At 49.3% G+C, this 20498-nt stretch carries 16 protein-coding genes and 1 riboswitch; of the genes, 3 read left to right on the forward strand and 13 right to left on the reverse strand.

Translation table 11 applies throughout. The annotated features are described in order from the left end of the window. Window position 1: 1 nt before the first annotated feature. The 6 genes from ACTRXI_RS05290 to ACTRXI_RS05315 form a co-directional block, all read right to left on the reverse strand. Complete coding sequence (locus ACTRXI_RS05290; RefSeq protein WP_474261417.1) at window positions 2-856, reverse strand: ABC transporter permease; 855 nt, start codon at window positions 854-856, stop codon at window positions 2-4. After that, window positions 837-2063 (reverse strand): ABC transporter substrate-binding protein, encoded by a 1227-nt coding sequence (locus ACTRXI_RS05295; protein WP_474261418.1) that lies wholly within the window; start codon window positions 2061-2063, stop codon window positions 837-839. The genes ACTRXI_RS05290 and ACTRXI_RS05295 overlap by 20 nt, the downstream gene beginning before the upstream one ends. 138 nt (window positions 2064-2201) lie before the next feature. Then, window positions 2202-3593: a copper amine oxidase gene (locus ACTRXI_RS05300; RefSeq protein ID WP_474261419.1), complete on the reverse strand. Its 1392-nt coding sequence runs from the start codon at window positions 3591-3593 to the stop codon at window positions 2202-2204. A 175-nt stretch (window positions 3594-3768) separates the two neighbouring features. Then, window positions 3769-4542 carry an anti-sigma factor gene (locus ACTRXI_RS05305; RefSeq protein WP_474261420.1) on the reverse strand — a complete coding sequence of 258 codons (774 nt, stop codon included), beginning with the start codon at window positions 4540-4542 and terminating at the stop codon, window positions 3769-3771. Next, entirely contained in the window at window positions 4532-5095 is a 564-nt protein-coding gene (locus tag ACTRXI_RS05310; protein ID WP_474261421.1) for an RNA polymerase sigma factor, read from the reverse strand. Before ACTRXI_RS05310 ends, ACTRXI_RS05305 begins: the two co-directional genes overlap by 11 nt. A 188-nt stretch (window positions 5096-5283) precedes the next feature. Further along, window positions 5284-6561, reverse strand: coding sequence for an NCS2 family permease (locus ACTRXI_RS05315; RefSeq protein WP_474261422.1), 1278 nt, complete (start codon window positions 6559-6561; stop codon window positions 5284-5286). A gap of 61 nt (window positions 6562-6622) precedes the next feature. Beyond that, a riboswitch (purine riboswitch) is annotated at window positions 6623-6720 on the reverse strand. Window positions 6721-6849: 129 nt separating this feature from the next. Between ACTRXI_RS05315 and ACTRXI_RS05320 the strand changes: the two genes are divergently transcribed. Beyond that, window positions 6850-7740: a Cof-type HAD-IIB family hydrolase gene (locus ACTRXI_RS05320; RefSeq protein ID WP_474261424.1), complete on the forward strand. Its 891-nt coding sequence runs from the start codon at window positions 6850-6852 to the stop codon at window positions 7738-7740. A 52-nt stretch (window positions 7741-7792) separates the two neighbouring features. Here the strand turns inward: ACTRXI_RS05320 and ACTRXI_RS05325 are convergent, their stop codons facing one another. Together ACTRXI_RS05325 and ACTRXI_RS05330 are read right to left on the reverse strand one after the other, a co-directional pair. Beyond that, a complete protein-coding gene (locus ACTRXI_RS05325) occupies window positions 7793-8212 on the reverse strand; it encodes a universal stress protein (protein WP_322527031.1) in 420 nt (139 codons plus the stop codon). Between the two features lie 46 nt (window positions 8213-8258). Beyond that, complete coding sequence (locus tag ACTRXI_RS05330) at window positions 8259-9710, reverse strand: SulP family inorganic anion transporter (RefSeq protein WP_474261425.1); 1452 nt, start codon at window positions 9708-9710, stop codon at window positions 8259-8261. Window positions 9711-9987: 277 nt separating this feature from the next. Here ACTRXI_RS05330 and ACTRXI_RS05335 point away from each other — a divergent pair, with 277 nt between their 5' ends. After that, window positions 9988-10629 (forward strand): HAD family hydrolase, encoded by a 642-nt coding sequence (locus ACTRXI_RS05335; protein WP_474261426.1) that lies wholly within the window; start codon window positions 9988-9990, stop codon window positions 10627-10629. A 43-nt stretch (window positions 10630-10672) separates the two neighbouring features. Here ACTRXI_RS05335 and ACTRXI_RS05340 read toward each other — a convergent pair whose 3' ends face one another. Further along, a complete protein-coding gene (locus ACTRXI_RS05340; RefSeq protein ID WP_474261427.1) occupies window positions 10673-11293 on the reverse strand; it encodes an HD domain-containing protein in 621 nt (206 codons plus the stop codon). A 159-nt stretch (window positions 11294-11452) separates the two neighbouring features. Here ACTRXI_RS05340 and ACTRXI_RS05345 point away from each other — a divergent pair, with 159 nt between their 5' ends. Continuing rightward, complete coding sequence (locus tag ACTRXI_RS05345; protein WP_474261428.1) at window positions 11453-14686, forward strand: DEAD/DEAH box helicase; 3234 nt, start codon at window positions 11453-11455, stop codon at window positions 14684-14686. Window positions 14687-14895: 209 nt separating this feature from the next. On the opposite strand, the gene ACTRXI_RS05350 is transcribed toward ACTRXI_RS05345, so the two are convergent. Genes ACTRXI_RS05350 through ACTRXI_RS05365 form a run of 4 tightly spaced genes read right to left on the reverse strand, consistent with a single transcriptional unit; the run spans window position 14896 to window position 20382 of the window. Continuing rightward, entirely contained in the window at window positions 14896-16041 is a 1146-nt protein-coding gene (locus ACTRXI_RS05350) for a mannitol-1-phosphate 5-dehydrogenase (protein WP_474261429.1), read from the reverse strand. Continuing rightward, complete coding sequence (locus ACTRXI_RS05355) at window positions 16038-16478, reverse strand: PTS mannitol transporter subunit IIA (RefSeq protein ID WP_322527037.1); 441 nt, start codon at window positions 16476-16478, stop codon at window positions 16038-16040. The genes ACTRXI_RS05350 and ACTRXI_RS05355 overlap by 4 nt, the downstream gene beginning before the upstream one ends. 19 nt (window positions 16479-16497) lie before the next feature. Continuing rightward, window positions 16498-18588 carry a BglG family transcription antiterminator gene (locus ACTRXI_RS05360; RefSeq protein ID WP_474261430.1) on the reverse strand — a complete coding sequence of 697 codons (2091 nt, stop codon included), beginning with the start codon at window positions 18586-18588 and terminating at the stop codon, window positions 16498-16500. Window positions 18589-18600: 12 nt separating this feature from the next. Continuing rightward, window positions 18601-20382, reverse strand: coding sequence for a PTS mannitol transporter subunit IIBC (locus tag ACTRXI_RS05365; protein WP_474261431.1), 1782 nt, complete (start codon window positions 20380-20382; stop codon window positions 18601-18603). Window positions 20383-20498: the final 116 nt, after the last annotated feature.

Raw genomic sequence — 20498 nt, forward strand, 5'->3', positions numbered from 1 at the left:
GCTACTCCCCCCTCCATATCCGTATACGCAGCCGGCGGGTATACCACATCAGAAGTGCGCTGAGAGTAATGAATATCACGCCGATCCAGGCCGATACCGCGTAGGCATAGGGGCGCTCCTCCCAGTTTCCGCCGCTGTACCATTCAAAAATAGTAACACCAATCATTTCCGGGCGGGTTGCCCCTACCAGCCCCGGCACTTCAAAGGCACCGAAAACAAACGCAAACAGAATTACTCCTGTTTCCAGGGTTACTGCTTTTAAATAAGGCCATTCCGCGTCTTTAAATTGACGGAACGGCCCACCGCCAAGCGTCGCCACTGCATGTTTTACCGAATTGTTCATCTCAAGGTATACCGGTGCTGTCATCAGCACCACGAAAGGCACCTCTTTCCATACGTAGGATAAAATAATACCGATGCCGCCAGTATCATTTGTCAGGATAGGGAACTCTGTTCTATTGTCGATCCAGCCCATCTGCTGCGTCAGAGAGGCTGCCCATCCGCTTTGCGAAAAAAACCAGATGACAAGATAAGCCCCCACAAAATGGGGGACAGCCATCGGGACCCAGAACAGCGAACCAGCTCCGGCACTCCGCTTTTTACCAAACAATAATTTAGATGCGATCACTCCGATCCCTAAAGAAAGCACGGTGGAAACGGCCGTCACTCCGAAACTGAAGCTGAGGCTTTCCCAAAAAGCAGGCAGCGAAGCTATCTCATTAAGGATGACTAACGGACGTCCTTCTGCGCCCAGCCGCGTCCACAGTACTGCGACCGCGTAAAATGAAAGCCCTGCCGTAACGAGAAGAGCCGGCAAAAGCATAACTATCATGCTTTTACCTTTGAACAATTTCATTTTCCCACCGGTCTTCGGTCCACTCTACATAGCCCGCATCCATTTCCGGCTGATAGGCGTTGTTCAGCACTTCCGTATCCAGCACGGAATCCCCGCGGTCCTGTTCAATAAACTTCTGGCGCATCTCCCCGGAGAGCGTATCCAGATCAAGAACGGTGCTGTCCCCCCACATTGACGGCGCCTGTTTCTGCAGCTGGGCTTCCGGAGACACCAGGTAATTAATCGCAGCCATCGCTCCCGGTACATTAGTGCTGTTAAAAGGTATAGACAGATAATGGGTGTTCCCTATCGAATTGTTATCAAATACAAACGTGTCTGTTGTTTCCGGAAACGTGCCGTCCTGGATCAGGCTTTCCGCCCGAGCTTCATTGTAGCCCATGGTCATAGACACTTCGCCGTCCCGGTACAGCCGGTCCAGCTGGCTGAGCGACGATGGATATGTCTCTCCGTTTCTCCATAAATCCGGCTCCATTTCCCGCAGGGTCTCCCACATACTGCCGCTTTGCTCATCGATCCATTCTTCATCATAGCCCTGTTCAATAACCTGTTCGGCTTCGACATTGTTATAAATAAAATGACGCAGAAACGCGTTACCAGTAAAATCGGTCGCTTCCGGATACGTAAACTCCCCCGGATTCTCCTTCACCCATGCAGCCAGCTCTTCAATACTGTCCGGAGGCGTCTCAACCTTTTCCGTATCATACATAAAGGTAAACTGTACCGACCCCCACGGCACTTCCATCCCTTCAACCGGCGTACCGAAATCATACGCGTTTGTATCGGCTTCCATATCAATATGATTTTCAACGTTAGGGAGAGCGTCTGCAAAGGAACCGTATAAAAGCTCGTTTTCCTTTGCGTTGCGGAAATTCTCCCCGTTCAGCCAGACGATATCCATCGTCCCTTCTTCTGTGCCCGCTTCTTTTTCAGAATAAAGATTTTGCAGCGCATCTTCGGTTTCAATTGGATTCCGGTTCAGCGTAATGTCATACTGCTCCTCCAGACGCGGGGCCACCCATTCATCTATGTATTCGTTGGTTCCCTGGTCCCCGCCCCACATATGTAATTCCACGGTCGTTCCAGCGGCTTCTTCCTCAATATCCTCCCAATCCTCTTCCTCCCAGGACGTCCCGCCTTCCTCTGAATCTCCGGAGCATCCTGCAGCGATAAGCATCGTTCCCGTGGCTGCGATTATTTTCCAATTCATCTGCTTCAATTTCTCCCTTCATTTGTGCTTATTCCATGCTTTTTCTTTTCCCTTTTATCAGTATCTCATACATACCATGTTTATCGCCTGCACACAAAAAGACTGCCCTCTGCAGGACAGCCTTTTTAAAAATAAATACTACGCTTCTTCGCGGCGACGTTTCGTTACAGCAATCCCTGCAAGAATGAGCGCCATGCTGCCGGCAGCAATTCCCCATGGGCTCACATTCTGCTCTGAGCCGCCAAGGCCGGTCTGAGGCATTTCTTCCGGCATTGCTTCGTCAGAAGAGCTTTCTTCAAAATTCTCCGGATACTGAGCTACAATGGCGCCGGAAAGACCTTCACTCACGCCGAACATATGGCCGTAAGCTTCGCGTGTATCTTCATAGGCACTGTCGTACTCTCCCATTGTATAGCTGTCAAAAGCTCCGATCAGCTGATCCACGTGCATGCCGAGACCTTCAGAAAGTCCTTCTGCTTCCAGTTCACCTTCGGTAGCCCCTGCCAGGAATTCAGAGAACTCTGTCTGATAGTTTCCGAGGTTGTCGAGTGCTTCCTGCTTTGCTTCCTCGTCTTCTGCACCTGTCGCTTCCACATAATCAACAAAGTAGCCGATGTGCTCGCTCCACATTTCTTCAAACTGTTCTCCTGCTTCTTCCCCGTACACGGAAGCAATTGTATCAGAGAGCTCCTGTGTATTCTGATTCAGAATTCCTGCCGCTGCCCCAAAATCCTCTGCTCCGGCTCCACCCTTCTGCATCGTCGTTACAGCGAGCGCTGCGTGTTCTGAAAGCAGGAAGTTCAGGTCCGAACGAAGATCAACCGCCGGGGTGTCCGGGGTGGTGTTGTCATACTCTTCCGGGAACTGGGCGGCAATAGCACCTGATAAGCCTTCGCTGACTCCGTACATGTGCTCAATGGCATCGCTTGACATGCTGTAGGCCTGGTCGTAATCGCCTGCAACGTAGCTATCAAAAGCGCCGATCAGCTGATCCACGTGCATGCCGAGACCTTCTGCAGCTGCATCGGCTTCAAGTCCGCCTTCAGTAGCACTGTCAAGAAACTCTGAAAACTCTGTCTGATAGTTTCCGAGGTTGTCGAGCGCTTCCTGCTTTGCTTCCTCGTCTTCTGCACCTGTCGCTTCCACGTAATCAACAAAGTAGCCGATGTGTTCGCTCCACATTTCTTCAAACTGTGCACCTGCTTCTTCTCCGTAAACGGATGTGATAGTGCTTGTGAGATCCTGTGTATTTGCTTCTAATGCCGCGGCGGATTCTTCAAAATCATCTGCTCCGTCCGCTCCCTTCTGCATCGTCGTTACTGCCAGATAGGCGTGCTCTGAAAGATAGTGGTCCAGCTGGGCCCGGAGGTCCCCGGCCGGCGTGGCTACAGAAGCCATCATTTCCTCTGACATTTCCATATCGTCGTGGCTGTCATGACTGTCGGCTGAAGCGACTCCCGGTGCTGCCGGGATAATAACGGCGGCAGATAACGGCAGGGCTATGACGGTACGTTTCCAGTTGATGTACATGAATGAATCCCCCTTATATTTGGTTTCAGTCAGCTAACGAAACAAATATACAGTTGGATCATATTTTGTGAATTTTTTGTTAATTTTCATTTGATATAATTTCCCATGCCCCCACGGTATGAAAACAATTTCATATAAAAAAAGACCGGAAATTTTTTCCGGTCCTTTCGCAGCTTTAGGAAAACGGAGCTTCGAGCACTACTTCACCTTCAGGTGCTTCATTATCCGGCTCTGGTTCTCTCGTAATCGCTACGGCGTTCCAATCTTCGTTCACTGCATCCGATGGGAAGACAAGCGAACCGCTTCCGTCTTCATTGGTTGTAAATGAGCCGGCCGGAACCATCTGGTTACCGTCACCAACCATCCATACCTGATAGACTTCACTATTATTAAGATTTTCGAGTCCTTCTACGTGTACAGCCATTTCTCCCTGCTGCTCTGTATTAAGAAGCGTGACCGTTCCGCTTCCCTGGGAGTTTTCTGTAGCGGCAAACTCCTGGGACGCAATCACTTCGCCCGTTTCCTGCGAAGAATCTTCAAGCTCGGAAAGAGCCGTTTGCATTTCTCCAAGGTCTCCGGCGAGTTCTTCGCGTTCTTCAGCTGCCTGCTGCCACTGCGTGCCAAGGTAAACGTTCGTGCCTATGGAAGCAAGCAGTACAGCGGCCAGTGCGCCTGCTACAGCGCTCCATTTTCTTTTTGGTTTTGCCGCCGTGATTTTCTCTTCCGGCTCTCTTCCGACGACATGCTCCATAACCCGGTTTTTCATACCGGCCGGCGGGTCCTGCGGTTCGATATGCTGGGGAAGCTCTCCCATAATCGCCTGCATTTCCTCAAGCTCCTGTCTCGTCTCCTCGTCCGTTTCGAGCCAGGCTTCAAACTCCCGCTCTTCTTCTGTGGTCAAAAGACCATTTATATAATCAAACAACCAGTCTTGTTTATTACTCGCCATAATCAACCCTCCGTTCCCTGGAGAGGTGTTCTTTTAATTTCTTTAGGGCTAGCCTTATGCGGCCCTTAACAGTACCGAGCGGTATATCGCAGGACTCTGCAATCTTACGCTGGGAAAGCCCCTGAAAATAAAACAGGCGGACAATTTTTTGTTGTTCCTCTGAAAGAAGCGCGATTGCCTGTTCGAGCTCTTCGTTGCTTTCCTTCAGCTCCACCTGCTCTTCCACCCCTGTCGTTTCCTCTTTTGAATCCCTCGGATCCCATTCCACTTCCGGCTTTCTTCTCCGGATGGCATCAATCGAGGCGTTGCGTGTAATCGTAAGCAGCCAGGAAGAAAGCGACCCTTTATCTTTCTGGTAGACGGCGCTTCCCTTCCCCTGCCATATTTTCATAAAAACATCCTGCATGATCTCTTCGGCTATTTGCTGATCCCTGGTCATTCGGTAGGCGAATGAATAAAGCAGCCGTTCGTAACGATCATACAGAAGTTCGAGCGCTTCTCTGTCGCGCTCGCGTATGCGCTCATACAAATCGTTATCCGATAACTTCGACATAGGTCTTCTCCTTTTTTCAAAATGCGTGGGAAAAGAGGTATGTACTCAGCTTACGCAACGTACCCCGGTATTGGATCTCTTTTCCTCGAAAAAATTTGTGTAATTCTATGGTGTATACATCTCCTTTATCTATCGTAAGCGTTTAAATCAATTCTGCCAATAAAAAAATCCCGCCCGAAAGGCGGGAATTACACCATGTAGGTAAATACATAATGAAGGAAAAAGAGAAACGAAATAGCGTACATGACCGGCGAAACGGCCCGCGGACTTCCAAGTGCCATCTTCAAAAGCGGATAGGCTATAAAGCCAAAGGCAATGCCGTCGGCAATGGAGTACGTGAGCGGAATGATTCCGATGACCAGATAGGCCGGGAACCATTCGGAGGCATCATCAAAGGAGATATGGCGGATTTCCTGCACCATCATCCCTCCAACAATAATTAAAACAGGAGCAATCGCACTTTCAGGAATAAATCCTAAGAGCGGGGTGAACAGGAGAGCCACCAAAAACAGCAGGCCGGTTACGACCGCCGTCAGCCCTGTTTTTCCTCCTTCTGCCACTCCCGCAGCACTTTCTGCAGCTGGAATGGTCGGCGACGTGCCGAGAAAGCCGCTGCCAAACGCCGTGACTGCTGCTGCCTGATAGGAACGGCCAAATTTTTCTTTACGCTCCAGCAGGCCGTGTAAGAGCCCCATACTTTCAAACACGATAATCATAGTCAGAGAAAAGACTGCTGTCCAAAACGGAATAGACGACCATGCGGAGAAGTCAGCTGCAGTAAATACCGAGGCATAGGCGCCGGTAGTTTCCGCCGTTTCTCCTGCGCTGCCGCTGCTGATCCCAAACAGTCCTGCGGCAATAGAAATAACCGCAATGCCAATAAGAAAAGCACCCTTCACTTTACGGACGACAAGCATCAGCATGATTAAAAGACCAAAAAGCGTCAGCATCGCAGCTGGATCTGCCAGATTGCCAAGAGCCACAAAAGTTTCCGCATCTCCCTGCACGAGCCCGCCCTTCTGCAGGCCGATAAAGGTTAAAAATACCCCGATACCGACTGTAATGCCCTGCTTGAGCGACAGCGGCACCGCTTTTGCCAGCTTTCCTGCAATCGGTGTCAACGCCGTTATTAAAAACAACACGCCTGAAAGAAGGACAATCGCAAGTCCCTGCTGCCATGTCCAGCCCATTCCAATCACAAGCGTATACGCGAAAAAGGCGTTTACTCCCATGCCCGGAGTCAAAATGATCGGGGCATTACCCCACAGCCCGATGAGCAGACACCCGAAGGCTGTCACGAGTGCCGTAGCGAGAAGGGCAAATTCGTACGGCATTCCTGTATCAGATAAAATAGCCGGATTAACAATTAATATATAAGCAATGGTAAAGAAGGACGTTAAGCCTGCCGTCCATTCTTTTTTTACTGTCGTCTGATGGTCCTCCAGCTGAAACAATTTTTTTAGCATCATTCATTCTCCTTTATCTTCCCGTATATGATTTTTAACCATAAAAAAGTGCCCCCGCGTGAAGGATCACGCAGAGACACGTAGTCGGGAAAATCGGCTCCCGGTAGAAACATCGGACCCAGTTCGTCCGATTATACGAGTCATTTTTGTTTGTCAGTTTTTCTTCCAATTATGGAGTATAGCTTCTTCGGACCATTTCGTCAACTATTATTAACTTCCGTTTGTCAATTCATGTTATTCTGAATGTATAATTCGGACGCCACGGGCGTTACATAAGAGGTGACGGGAATGAATGTAGTAGCAATTGATATGGACGGCACTCTTCTCCATTCAAAAAAATATATATCTGAACAGAATGCCAAAGCATTAAAACGGATGCGGGTGGAAGGACATAAGCTCGTCATTGCAACCGGCAGGGGCATTGAAGACGTGGAGCATCTGCTCGAGGATGCCGGCCTTGAAGCTGATGGCATCGTTTCGCTGAACGGAGCAATCGTAAACCAGGGGCGATCCGTCGTGTATGAAAACGTAATGGAAAAGGACACAGCGCTCCGCGTTGTACAGTCGCTTGAAGACTTTGGCGTTTATTTTCATGTTTACACGAACAAAGGCATGTTTTATATGCCGAAGGGCTGGCAGTATTTTATGGAGGACGCCCATGTGTTCGCAAAAGAAGAGAACGATTATGAGGATCGTATGGCAGAATTCAAGCGCAAGGAGGAATACAATACGGGGCGCTTTCATATGCACCAGCTCCGCTCCCTCGAAGAGATTGAGGGCGAAGACGTGCATATTTACAAATTTTTGATGCTTTCCCCGCTCGAGGATAAGCTTGCTGCTGTCCGAAGCGCGTGGAAAATCCGCCAGGACGTTTCCATTACGTCCTCAGGCCGGGACAACCTGGAATTTATGCACCCAAATACCGAAAAAGGAGCCGGTCTCCATCACCTGCGCATTCAGGCAGGGTGGGAGGATGCAGTTACGTTTGCGATCGGTGACAACTTTAACGACGTATCCATGTTCCGCTACGCTGATACTGCTATCGCTATGGAAAATTCCGAACAGGATGTAAAACTGCTCGCCGATGAAGAGACGAGCCATAATGATGATCACGGAGTCGCTCAGGCTGTATATGACTACGTACTCTCTTCCACGAAACGAAAAGCAGAGCCGCGCTAAAAACATTCAATAAAAAAACCGTCTGCTGCGGCTTTTGCCACAGCAGGCGGTTTTATTTTACAACAAGCACCGGACATTGCACGCGCTTTACCACTTTGTGGCTCACGCTGCCAAGCACCATCGTCTGCAGCTGGTTAAGTCCCCGGCTCCCGATCACAAGGCAGTCATACGCTCCGCTATTTGCGAAAGATACGATGGTCGGCCCAGGCTCGCCGTGTTCAATATGAACCTCGTAAGAAATACCTGCTTCTTTCAGGTCGTTTTCGAGATCTTCAAGCTGCTCCCGGCGCTTCATCTGAATAATTTCTTTGTTTCCGTAATGCAGCACGTCCGATTTGGACTGATCCTTATCAATAATATAAATGACGTCCAAATGCCCGTCCGGCACATTTTTTAATAGCTTTACCGCATGCCCTGAAGCACGGCGGGCATGGTCGGACCCATCTGCTGCGAGTAACACTTTTTGGTACACAGACATTCCCCTCTCCATTAACAATTCTTTCTCCTGTACTTACTTCTTAATGTCCGGAAGACATTCCTTCAAGCTTGCGCATTAATTCCGAGCTTTCCTCGTTAATACTTGTAAAGTGTACTTTGGTGCCTTCCTGTTTAAACTTCAGTCTGACTTTTTCAATCGCTTCGACCGCCGAGTCATCCCAAAGGTGGGTTCGTGATAAATCAATTTCCACTCTATCGAATTTCTCTTTGTAATCAAAGCTCTTCACAAAGTCAGTTACCGAAGCGAAAAACAATGGCCCGTCCACATGGTACACCCGTGTGGTTTCATCCTTAACAGTTTTACTCACGTGAACCTTTGAAATTTTAGCCGCGAAGAAAATAGCACTCAAAATAACTCCGGCCACTACGCCGATCGCAAGGTTATGCGTATAAACGACTGTAACTACTACGAGAATCATAACTGTCGAGTCCGTTTTCGGCGCTTTGGCTATAGTCGGCAGGGAGCCCCAGTCAAATGTACTGATCGATACCATGATCATGACTCCTGCTAATGCCGCCATTGGAATCTGCACTACCAGACTTTGAAGGACAATTATCAGAAAAAGCAGTACAACCCCGGCGGTGAAGGCAGAAAGCCTGCCTGTACCACCGGATTTAACGTTAATGACAGACTGGCCAAGCATAGCACACGAAGCCATGCCGCCAAAGAAGCCAGTCACCACGTTGGCGATTCCCTGACCGCGGGACTCCGTATTTTTATCACTTTCCGTATCCGTCATATCATCGACAATTGTAGCGGTCAGCAATGACTCAAGCAAACCTACGACAGAAAGCGATAAGGCGTATGGAAGGATAATCAGAAGCGTTTCAAAGTTTAGCGGGATATCAGGAAATAAAAATACCGGCAAAGATGATGGAAGGGTCCCCATATCTCCAACTGTCTGAGCATTGATGCCTCCAAATACAGCAACTAAACTTACAATAATGATTGCTACTAATGTGGAAGGCACAGCTCCTGTAAGCTTCGGAAATAAATAGATAATAATAAGAGTAATCCCTGCCAATATAAACGGCCAGTAACCGTTACCCTGGAAGTACTCTAATTGGGAGGTGAAAATCATAATCGCCAGGGCGTTGACGAAGCCCACCATTACCGATCTGGGAATAAACTTCATCCAGCGGGCAAGGCCGCTGAAGCCTACGATTAATTGGATAATACCAGTCAAAATTGTTGCTGCGAGCAGATACTGCAGTCCATGCTCAGCCACCAGGGTGACCATCAATAATGCCATCGCCCCTGTAGCGGCTGAAATCATACCCGGTCGTCCTCCCACAATCGCAATCATTACCGCCATGCTGAAAGAAGCATAAAGCCCTACTTGAGGGTCTACACCTGCCACGATGGAAAATGCGATTGCTTCCGGAATCAGCGCAAGTGCTACTACAATTCCTGCCAGCACGTCACCCCTAATATTTCCGAGCCACTCCATTTTCAGTTTTGAAAAATCCAAACCTTTTTTCTCCTCTCTTTTTTTATACTCTTTATCCTTGGTGCATGCGGGCATTCCGGCCTGTTGCGCGCCTCACATGCTTTCTTTTTTCAGGCTTTCATCTGTATGAAAACCAACGTCACGAACCATCAAAGTGTAGCATATCACATCAATTTTTCAATAGATTACATGAAAGTTTTTAATGTAAACGCTCTCTCATACCGGGCTTTTTTCCCTGATTGAAAAACGGAAAACTCGGGAAAACCAAGTATCGAGATATCTATTAGGAGGAGTCAATATGTACGGTACTTTTGTTTTTGATGTAGACGGAACGCTTATTAATACAGAGGACGCCATTATTAAATCACTGAGGCGCGCTGTGGAGGAAACCACGGGAGAAGTTATTGAGAATGAAAATCTGCGTCCGCTTCTTGGCATGCCGGAGGCAGACGTCTTAAACCGGCTGGGTCTGCAGGATGACGAACGCCGCACGGTACAGGAAAAATGGAGCGCATACCTCGAGGACAACCGGTTTTTGATTGATATATTCCCCGGCATCCAGGAGCTGCTCGAAGGACTTAACATTCAGGGCTACCAGGTCGGAATCGTTACCTCCAAAACACGCGAGGCATTTGACCATGAAATGAAACCCTTTGGCCTGCAGCAGTTTGCTTCTTACATTATCAGTGCCGACGACACTACCCATCATAAGCCTTCTCCAGAACCGCTCCGGGCATTCATGGAAAAAAGCGGAGCAGAGGCCTCCAACACCATTTATATTGGGGACACGCAGCATGACAGTGAAAGTGCCGAAAAAGCAGGCACTGCTTTCGGTTTAGCCGGCTGGGGTGCAGTCCACCCGGAAAATACGTCACCGACGCTGCGTTTCGAACGTCCCGAAGAAATTTTGGAATATGTCACAAACGCACCGTCATCCTGATAAATATAGAAAGGGCTGCCCGGATGACCGGACAGCCCCATTTTTATGCCTTTCTTTCCCATTCACTGTAAAACTCCTCCAGATAACTGACCATAAACCGCTGGCGTTTTGTAGCGATCGATAGGCCCGTATCTGTATTCATCATTCCTTTCAGCCTCAGCAGTTTATCGAAAAAGTGCTGAATCGCGCTGTTCCGTTCGTTCCGGTACTCCGGACGCGGATCATGAAGCGGCTGATGGATGTGTCCAGTATATGCAAATGTACGGGCAATCCCGATCGCACCGAGGGCATCCAGGCGGTCCGCATCCTGCACTACTTTTCCTTCCAGAGTCTCCGGTGCCCGTTCTTTATGGTGCCGGAAGGAAATCGAAGAAATAATCTGCATAATATGATGCTTCAATTCTTCATCGGCTTCATTTTGCTCAAGCCAGCGCATGATTTTTTCTTCTCCGTCTTCCCCCTCTTCGAGAAGCTTTTCATCCCCTATGTCATGAAGCCAGGCTGCGAGAATACATACATCAGGGTCGGCCCCTTCTTTTTCAGCGATGTCCCCTGCAAGCGCCGCCACCCGCTCAGTGTGCCAATAGTCATGTGCGGGATCTGTATGGGCAAAGAACGCCCATGCCTCCTGCTTCGCTTCATGAATCAGCTGCCTGATATCCATAAGAACCTCTCCTTCCGACTATCTCTTTCTTTATATTATACCTTTTGCAATCGTTATTGTATGTACTTTTATTCCCTTATTTCAGGAGTAATATGCTAAAATACGGGCATGGAAAACGTACGGAAGATAGTATTTCCAGCGTTGCAAGGAGGATGAGGATTGGCTTTATTTGTTCCGGACGCTATACGCCAGATGACCGATGAAACTACATATTTAGAAGGCAAACGCCTGTATGATTTATATAAAATCGCCCATATGACAGAAGAAACCCTGATGCAGACCCGGCATGTGGAAGCAGTCGTAAAGGACACTCCTTTTCCGGAAGACGTTTTTATTGCCGTTGACGGGAGCCATACCATTCAGGAAATGTACTGTTCCTGCGACCGTTTTTATCATTCCTCGTCTGCTCCATGCCGCCATCTTGTTGCCCTGCTGCTCGAAGCTCCTGCCTTCACCAGCCCTCCGGCTTCGCCTGTTTCAGCTGCATCGGCCGGAAAAGATACAGTGAAAGATCAGTTCCTGGAATACTTTTCGCCCTTTCAGTCAAAGGTGGAGGACATAGGCACGCAGATACATGCTGATTTTTTACTATCTTTTCCTGTGGATAACCGGAGGCCCGACGTTTTATTTCCAGTCGTCCAGGTGAAGATTGGAGAAAACCAGCGATACGCTGTGAAAAACATTTATCAGTTTATTGAAGCAATGAAAAACGAGACCCCCTTCCGCCTGGCTCCTTCTTTAACATTTGATCCTGTCTCCCACTATTTTTCAGAGGAAGATCTTCATGTCCTTCAGCTGCTTGCTTCTGTGCTTCGGCATGAGGAATCGGGGTCTTCCTTTCAGGAGCAGTGGATAGCAAGAAGCGGAACGAAGAGGGAAATCGCGGTGCCGCCTTATGCAGTCGAAAAGCTTTTCAGCCTGCTCGACCTCTGCCCGAATGCCTATATCACAGATACATACGGTGAAAGGCCCTGGAACGTGAAAGACAATTGGCCGTATTCTTTTTTTCTCAGTTATGAAAAGGAATCGGATACGCTGATTTTCTCCACCCCACAACAGGAAACGCCGTCTTTTATCAGCGAGAGCATATATTGTTTGTGGAACGGACAGCTGTACTGCCCGGAAAAGGAACTGGCGCGAACCGCAGCTGCCGCCCAGCGAATGCTCATACAGGCAGAAGGGCAGCGCCTCGTTTTTTCCCGACAGGAGTTTCTCGATACCTTTTTACACTGGGGCGCTCCGTTAATGAATCACCACTGCCTGGAAATGAATGAGAAGCTGGAGGAAAATCTTCACATAGAGCCGCTGCAGACAGCCCTTTACCTTTCAAAAGGTACCGGAGGTAAAATTACCGGAGAGTTAATTTACCGTTACGGATTTAAAGAGTACAGTGCCTTCCGGCCGGACCCTGTGCCGTCTGTCGAAGATTCTTATCTTATGCCCCGGGACCGGCAGCAGGAACACCTGCAGCTCCAACGGCTGCAAAAGAAAGGATTCCTTCAGGAAAATGACCGTTTCGTCCTTTCTTCCCCAAAAAATATTATTGGTTTTTTATCGAAGGAGCTGGCAGCGCTGCGGCCTTATATGGACATCTTCATGAGTGAAGAAGTTGAAAATATGCTTATTCCAGGGGACAGCCTGTCGTTACTTTCTGACATTCATGCCGATGAGGGATGGATGGAGCTGTCGCTTGCCTCGTCTGTAACAGACGCTTTAGAAACACCCGGGGTCTGGAAGGCAATCCAGGAAGGACAGGACTTCTATAAAACAGATGACGACCGGTACCTGCCTCTCGATGATGAGCTGCTGCAGCGCCTCGCCCGCGCCCTACAGCAAATGCCGAAGCCGGACCAGTCCAAAGAAGGCGGTGCAGTGCGTTATCCGGCCCATCAGGCGTTCAATCTGGATAAACACCTTTCCGGCACTCCCCGCTGGCAGACGACCCTTGAGGTCGATGACATGCTTGAAAACATCCGGCGGGCTGCTGAAAACCATAAATTACTTGCCGAGCCGGCCGGCGTAAAGCTGCGGACGTATCAGCGTGAAGGGATCCAGTGGATGAAGCAGCTGGCCGCCTACCGCTTTGGCGGCATTCTGGCAGACGACATGGGCCTTGGAAAAACGCTGCAGGCGCTGGGCTTTATTGCGACAGAATGCAAAGAGAACCCCGGAGGAGAACCATTTGTTATTATCGCTCCCTCCTCACTTTTATATAATTGGAAAAAAGAAACGGAACGCTTTTTTCCATCTTTAAACACCACAGTTGTTTCCGGAAGCAAAAAAGAACGGGAGCAGCTGATCCAGCAGCAGAGCGATATTTTCATCACCTCCTATCCTCTGATCCGCCGGGACGTTGAATGGTACGGAGAAACATTTTTCCGCGGCATTCTGCTCGATGAGGCCCAGGCGGTCAAAAATGCCGGATCTAAAACAGCAAAGGCCGTAAAGCAGCTCCGGAGTAAATACTGCTTTGCGCTGAGCGGTACCCCGGTGGAAAACAGGCTTGATGAGCTGAGATCGATATTCAGCGTCGTGATGCCCGGGCTCTTTCCAAACAAAAAGCTGTTTTCTTCCTGGAGTCCCGAAGAGGTGAGAGACAGAGCATCTCCTTTTATTATGCGCCGCACGAAAAAAGAAGTGCTCCAGGAGCTCCCTGAAAAGGTTGAAACGACCACTTACTGTGATCTGTTAACGAGTCAGGCGGACATATACAAAAAAACGCTGCAGAACGTGCAGCAGGAGGCAGGCGCTCTCCTTGAAGAAGGAGCGGACTCCAACCGGATGCACCTTCTTTCCCTTTTAACCCGCCTGCGCCAGATCTGCTGCCACCCTTCGCTTGTGGAGCCCGAATATCAAAGCTCATCCGGAAAGCTTGAAGAACTCGTGCGTATCCTTCATGAGGGCACGGCCAACGGCCAGCGGGTACTCGTTTTTTCCCAGTTCACTTCTATGCTGGCTCTTATTAAAAACCGTCTGGCAGAAGAAGGCATCGATTACTATTATCTTGATGGGAGCACTCCAGGAGAGGAACGGGTACGACTTGCTGAAACCTTCAACGAAGAAGAAGGCCCGGACGTCTTCTTGATTTCATTGCGCGCTGGCGGCACCGGTCTTAACCTTACCGGAGCGGACACCGTAGTACTGTATGACCTATGGTGGAATCCGGCGGTGGAAATGCAGGCAGCTGACCGCGCCCACCGTCTCGGCCAGACTAAGACAGTTCAGGTAATCCGGCTTATCACTCATGAAACCATCGAAGAAAAAATTCAGCACATGCAGGAGGAAAAACGACACCTGTATGACCAGGTCATCACTGATGAACAGAACAGCCTGAACACGCTAAGCGAAAATGATATCCGCCTGCTGTTAACCGGAAAAGCGCAGGAAACCTGAGCAGCGGTGGATGCTCTGGAGGAGATTTGCCCAAAGGGGCTTTTTCCCTTTGGCGAAGCTCTGAAGAGCACGCCGCCGCTGGTTTCCGGAGCTGGATCAGGAAAAGCGCAGGAAACCTGATTAGCGGTGGATGCTCTGGAGGAGATTGGCCCATATAAATTAAAGAAGCAGAGGCGCCTGATCGGACGCTTCTGCTTCTTTATTTACTGTTATTGTTCCGGAAGATATCCGGCTACCAATTCGACCAGCGGGTGATGAGCAGGAAGCTCAGCGTAATGGCTTAAAGCTCCTTTGTACCCTTCCCGGTCGATCGTGTTCTGAAGCTCTACGGCCTCCCCGTCTTCAGTTACGTTAAACTGAAGAGCGGCGGCGATAACAAAAGCCAGTGCTTCCGGGCGTTCCCCTGCTTCCTGCAGCTCCACCGCAGGACGGACTAAACGATCCTTCGGACCAAGCTTCCGGATCGGCCCGCGGCCTACCCGGGTCACGGGATCGGAAAGATATTCGTTTGAAAATCTTCCTTTGATTTTTGCCTGGTACTCGTTCTGTTCTTTTTCACCGAAGCCATGCTTAATTTGCAGCAGGCGGCCAGTTTCCCGAATCGCCGCTTCAAATGCACCAGCCACCTCCGGGTGATCCATCGCTTCCTTCGTCGTTTCACACCCGTATAAAAAACCGACATAAGCAAGGGCTGCATGGCCGGTATTTACCGTAAACAGCTTCCGCTCAATATACGGGGTCAGGTCATCCACATACGTAACCGCTGGTATATCCGGAGTTTTTCCCTTCAGCGAAGGGGCTTCCACCGCCCATTCCAAAAATGGCTCGACGACCACCTTCAGTCCCTGGCCCTCAGGCTGGTTCGGAACAATGCGGTCTACTGCAGCATTGGCAAATCCGGCAAAATTAGCGGCTTCTGCTTTTTCTTCCTCCGTCAGCTGCTCCCAGATATATTTTTTCAATTCCGCCGTTCCGGCCACCATATTTTCGCAGGCTATAATATTAACCGGGCTGGCGTGCCCTTCAGCAGCTTTTTGTTTTAATGCTTTTGCAATAACGGGAGCTACATGCTTTAATACTGCCGGCCCGACGGCCGTTGTAATCAAATCCGCTTCCGCCAGCTTCTGTACGAGAGCCTCTTCCTCTTTCGCACTGTGAAAAGCCTGAACTCCCGAAATGGTTTGCGCAGAAGCACCGTCTTCGGCGAGCTCTACCACATATTCCCCTTCGGCCTTCAGCTGATCGATCAAAGTATCATTTACATCTGCAAAATACAGCTCATACCCGGCATCAGAGAGCACCTGCCCAATAAAGCCACGGCCAATGTTACCAGCGCCTATTTGTACTGCTATCATGAGAGTTCAACCTCACCAATCACCTCGAGCAGCTCTTCTTTGGATGAAGCCTGGACCATTTTCTCAATGTTATCTTCATCGGAGCATACAATCGCAATCTTCGATAAAATGTTCAGATGTTCATCGCCTTTGCCAGCAATACCTATCAGAATTCGTACATTGTTGCCGTCAAAGTCCACCCCGTCCGGCACCTGAATGACTGACAAACCGGAATGGTCCACCCATTCGCGCGAGTCTTCCGTACCGTGCGGAATCGCAACGCCGTTCCCCATGAAGGTCGATGTTACTTTTTCGCGCTCGAGCATACTGTCAATGTAGTTTTGCTGCACATATCCATTATCGACAAGAACGCCTCCCGCTTCACGGATGGCTTCTTCCTTTCCTCCGAGCGATACGTTCAATTTTACATTTTCCTGCTGCAGTACTGGTTTAGTCATATGATTTCTCTCCTTCTCCTTAATTTATTTTCCGTTTCAACCATTCCCGAAAAACTTCATCAATATGCTTTTGAATGTCATTTTCTTCCCCACTCCTGAGGACATCCAGCCGATCGGGGTTCATCAGCATCTCTTCACTGATGGTACTCATCAGCTCAAATACTTCTTTTCGTTCCTGTTCCGGTGCAAGCATGACCAAAACACGGTCAACGTCCGTTGTTTTACCATCCATGGCTGTCAGCGCCTGTGGTGCTTCGAGCTCCCACAGCGTCAGAGACGGTTCACTCACCAGAGCGCTTCTTGTATGAAATAATGCCACATTGGTTTCGGGAATCGCAAAGCCCTTCGCCTGCTTTTCCCAGATTTCTTCTGCGATACTTCCCGCATCCTGTACGATATTTTCTTTCTTCAGCTCGTCCATGATCCAATGAACTGCCTGTTCTGCGTTCTGTCCGCCCTCTACTTTTCTCATATAAAAGCGGTGATACATCTGTACGGTTAAATCTACGCAAAGCTGTATTTCATATAAACTGAGCGTTGTTTCATGTGCTTCCTTCCGCTTCACTGACACCCCGGCTCTGCTCTGCTGACGGTAGATCGAGTCCGCTGACCGAAGGATTGCTCTCGTATCTTCTTCATTTAGAAAAGGATGAACCACTAAATGTGGAAGCGGCTGCGGATCCAGGGGGATCGTAGAGATAATTAAATCGTAGCCATCCATATTCATTTCCTCGAGATCGAGCAGACTCACATTTTCGAGATCTCCGAGCACGGGAATTTCTTTTCGCAGCCGGCTTTCAAGCAGCTTCGAGGAGCCGATGCCGCTCGAGCATACGACAAGCGCATGCAGGGGAGCGGCAGCCTCTTCCCGCTCTATTGCCGTTCCGAAATGCAGGACCAGAAAACCAACCTCGGCATCCGGAAGATAGCTTTCCGTAAATACGGTGTCCGCTGCCTGACGAAGATTTGCGAACAAATCAGCATAATTTTCTTTAATAGATTCCATCAGTGGATTATGGATTCTCATGTTTTCACTAAGCCGGTACAATGCCGGCTCGAGATGGGCAACCAGCCCTTCATACAGGGAATGGTTTTTCTCAAGCGGTTCTCCCGTTAATTTTTCCATCTCGCGAATCAGCGCTTTTGCTTTTAAGGCTACCGGGAGGTGATCCACCTCCAGCTGGTTTTCCACCGGCGTCCGGAGCTTTGCCCCCCGCAGATGCATTGTAATATAGCCAATTTCCGCCTCAGGAATGGACAGTTCAAGCACACGCTCAAGCTTTCGAATGATGGCCTCTGCAATCGCGAACTCTTTTGTGTCACGCAGGTTCTCCATGTAGTTCGCATTAATATCTATGCTTTCTCCTACAGAGATCCGCTCAATCGCTAAAGTTAAATGGACGATCAGTCCGATATAAGCACTGTCGGCAAAATTCTTCGGAAGCTGATCCTGCATGTTTGAAAGCACCTGCTCCACCGTCGACCAGTGGTTTTCTCCAACCATATCGAGCAGACGTTCAGCTACCCGGCCCTGTTCAGTCTGCACATTTCGCTCGTAAATGTGGTGGCGGATCGAGCTGAGCAGCTCCTTTTCTTCCACATTTTCTGCAATCAGGCTGCTCATCGCCCGTCGTTTAGCTGCTTCCGCTCCCTGCACTTCCACCCCGTAGCCTCTGCGTCTCACAAGTGTTAGTGAAAATAGCTCAAGCCAGTCTTTGAGTTTATCCAAATCCTGGCTGATCGTTGCTATAGTTACTTTTAATTCTGCACCGAGCGCCGTTAATTTCACGGGGCCGTCCGATTCAAGAATGAGACAAATCAGCAGGGTACGGCGTTCATCCGGCGTATATTCAATAACGGCGGGACGCTGGAGACGGAGTTTGATTTCTTCGATATCTTCTTCCGTCCCCTTAAGCCGCACTCCGCTTCCTGTCCGTCTTTCGAGTTCAACCTGTTCGCCGGCAAGCCAACCTGCCAGCTTATCAAGGTCCCGATGGATGGTCCGGGAGCTTACATTAATTTCTTCAGCTATTTCAGCCACTGGCTTTAGTTCCTGATGATGCAGAAGATGCAGCAGTAGTTCGCGCTCCCGGCCTGTGAGGTATTCCATCGGTTTCCCTCCTTATTCTCTTGTTTTTAGATCTTCAACCACTTCATCGTACTTGTCGCTGCCGAGGAAATTTTCCACCGAAACATGTTCTGCGTCCGGCCGTTTCTGCCGTGCCCGTTCGGTTAAATCCTTGTGCGTAATGATCAGATCCGCGTCGTCCGGAATGTTCGAGATAGATGTGTTCGATACACTGATATCGAGTCCGGCCTTTTTCACCTTGTCCTTCATCACCGACGCTCCCATGGCACTTGAGCCCATACCGGCATCGCAGGCAAAAATGATTTTGTTAACCGGCGGCTTTGCCGCTGCCGCTGTTCCAGCAGAAGAGCTTTCTTCCACACCTTTTTTCTGCTTCAGATCTTCAACCACTTCGTCGTACTTGTCGCTGCCGAGGAAGTTTTCCACCGAAACATGTTCTGCGTCCGGCCGTTTCTGCCGTGCCCGTTCGGTTAAATCCTTGTGCGTAATGATCAGGTCCGCGTCATCCGGAATGTTCGAAATCGACGTGTTTGTCACGCTGATATCGAGCCCGGCCTTTTTCACCTTGTCCTTCATCACCGATGCGCCCATGGCGCTTGAGCCCATACCGGCATCGCAGGCAAAGACAATTTTGTTAACGTCTTTATCCAAATAAGCACCGGTGTCTGCTTCAGCCGTACCTGCATTGGAATGAAGCGCAGAAGCTGCAGAGCTTTTCTTCCCTTTCATGCTTTCCATCTTCGCTGTGGATTCTTCAAGTGTTTCTCCTTCATTGGAGCTGAACTTTAGAATCAGGGAAGCGATAATAAAGGATACGGCAGCTGAAAGCACTACGCCCAGTAAGACTCCAATGAAATCTCCAGGGGCTGCAAGGCCGAGTACCGGGAAAATACTTCCTGGTGACGGAACGCTTGTAAGGCCAACGTTGAACAGGGAGAACGTGAATACCCCGGTCATGCCGCCTGCGATAGCTGCAAGAATTGTGAGAGGTTTTGACAATACATACGGGAAGTAAATTTCATGAATACCGCCCAGGAATTGAATAATCATGGCGCCCGGAGCGGAAGCTTTCGAAATTCCTGTGCCAAATATTGCAAATGCAAGCAGAATCCCTACACCGGGACCTGGGTTTGGCTCGAGCAGATACAGAATTGATTTTCCGGCGGAAGCAACCTGTTCTGCTGCGATAGGACTAAGAACTCCGTGGTTAATAGCGTTGTTTAAAAACAGCACCTTCGCCGGTTCAATAATAATACTCGTTAACGGCAGCAGGCCTGTGTTGACCAGAAAGTCCACCGCTCCGCTTAAAACGTTCGTTAACCATTCCACGATCGGCCCGATGGCAAGAAGGCCGAAGATAGCCAGAATGAAGCCGATAATTCCTGCGGAAAAGTTGTTTACGAGCATTTCAAAGCCCTGGCGGATTTTCCCTTCAACCAGTCTGTCGAATCCTTTAACGGCAATACCGCCGAGCGGCCCCATTGCCATAGCTCCGAGGAACATTGGAATGTCAGCACCGGCCACAACGCCTATTGTGGCGACTGCGCCAACGACCCCGCCGCGAACGTCATGGACAATCTTTCCGCCCGTATAACCAATTAAAAGCGGAAGCAGGTAAATGATCATCGGGTCTACCAGTGTTGCCAGAGTTTCGTTCGGCAGCCAGCCGGATTCGATAAATAATGCCGTAATCAGTCCCCATGCAATAAAAGCACCGATATTCGGCATGATCATGCTGCTTAAAAAGCTTCCGAACTTTTGAATTCTTGAACGGATGCTTTTCTTCTGCGGTGCATTTTCTGTTGATGCACTCATTGTGGTTCCCCCTTTTTTGGTCCAAATATATTGATGACAATAATGAAATGATTTCTTGATGAAGTATGGACCGTTCATTTTTAGTATTCGCTTACATCTTTATTTTATGGGGATTC

The organism is Marinococcus sp. LNHM4E3-1 (assembly GCF_056034405.1).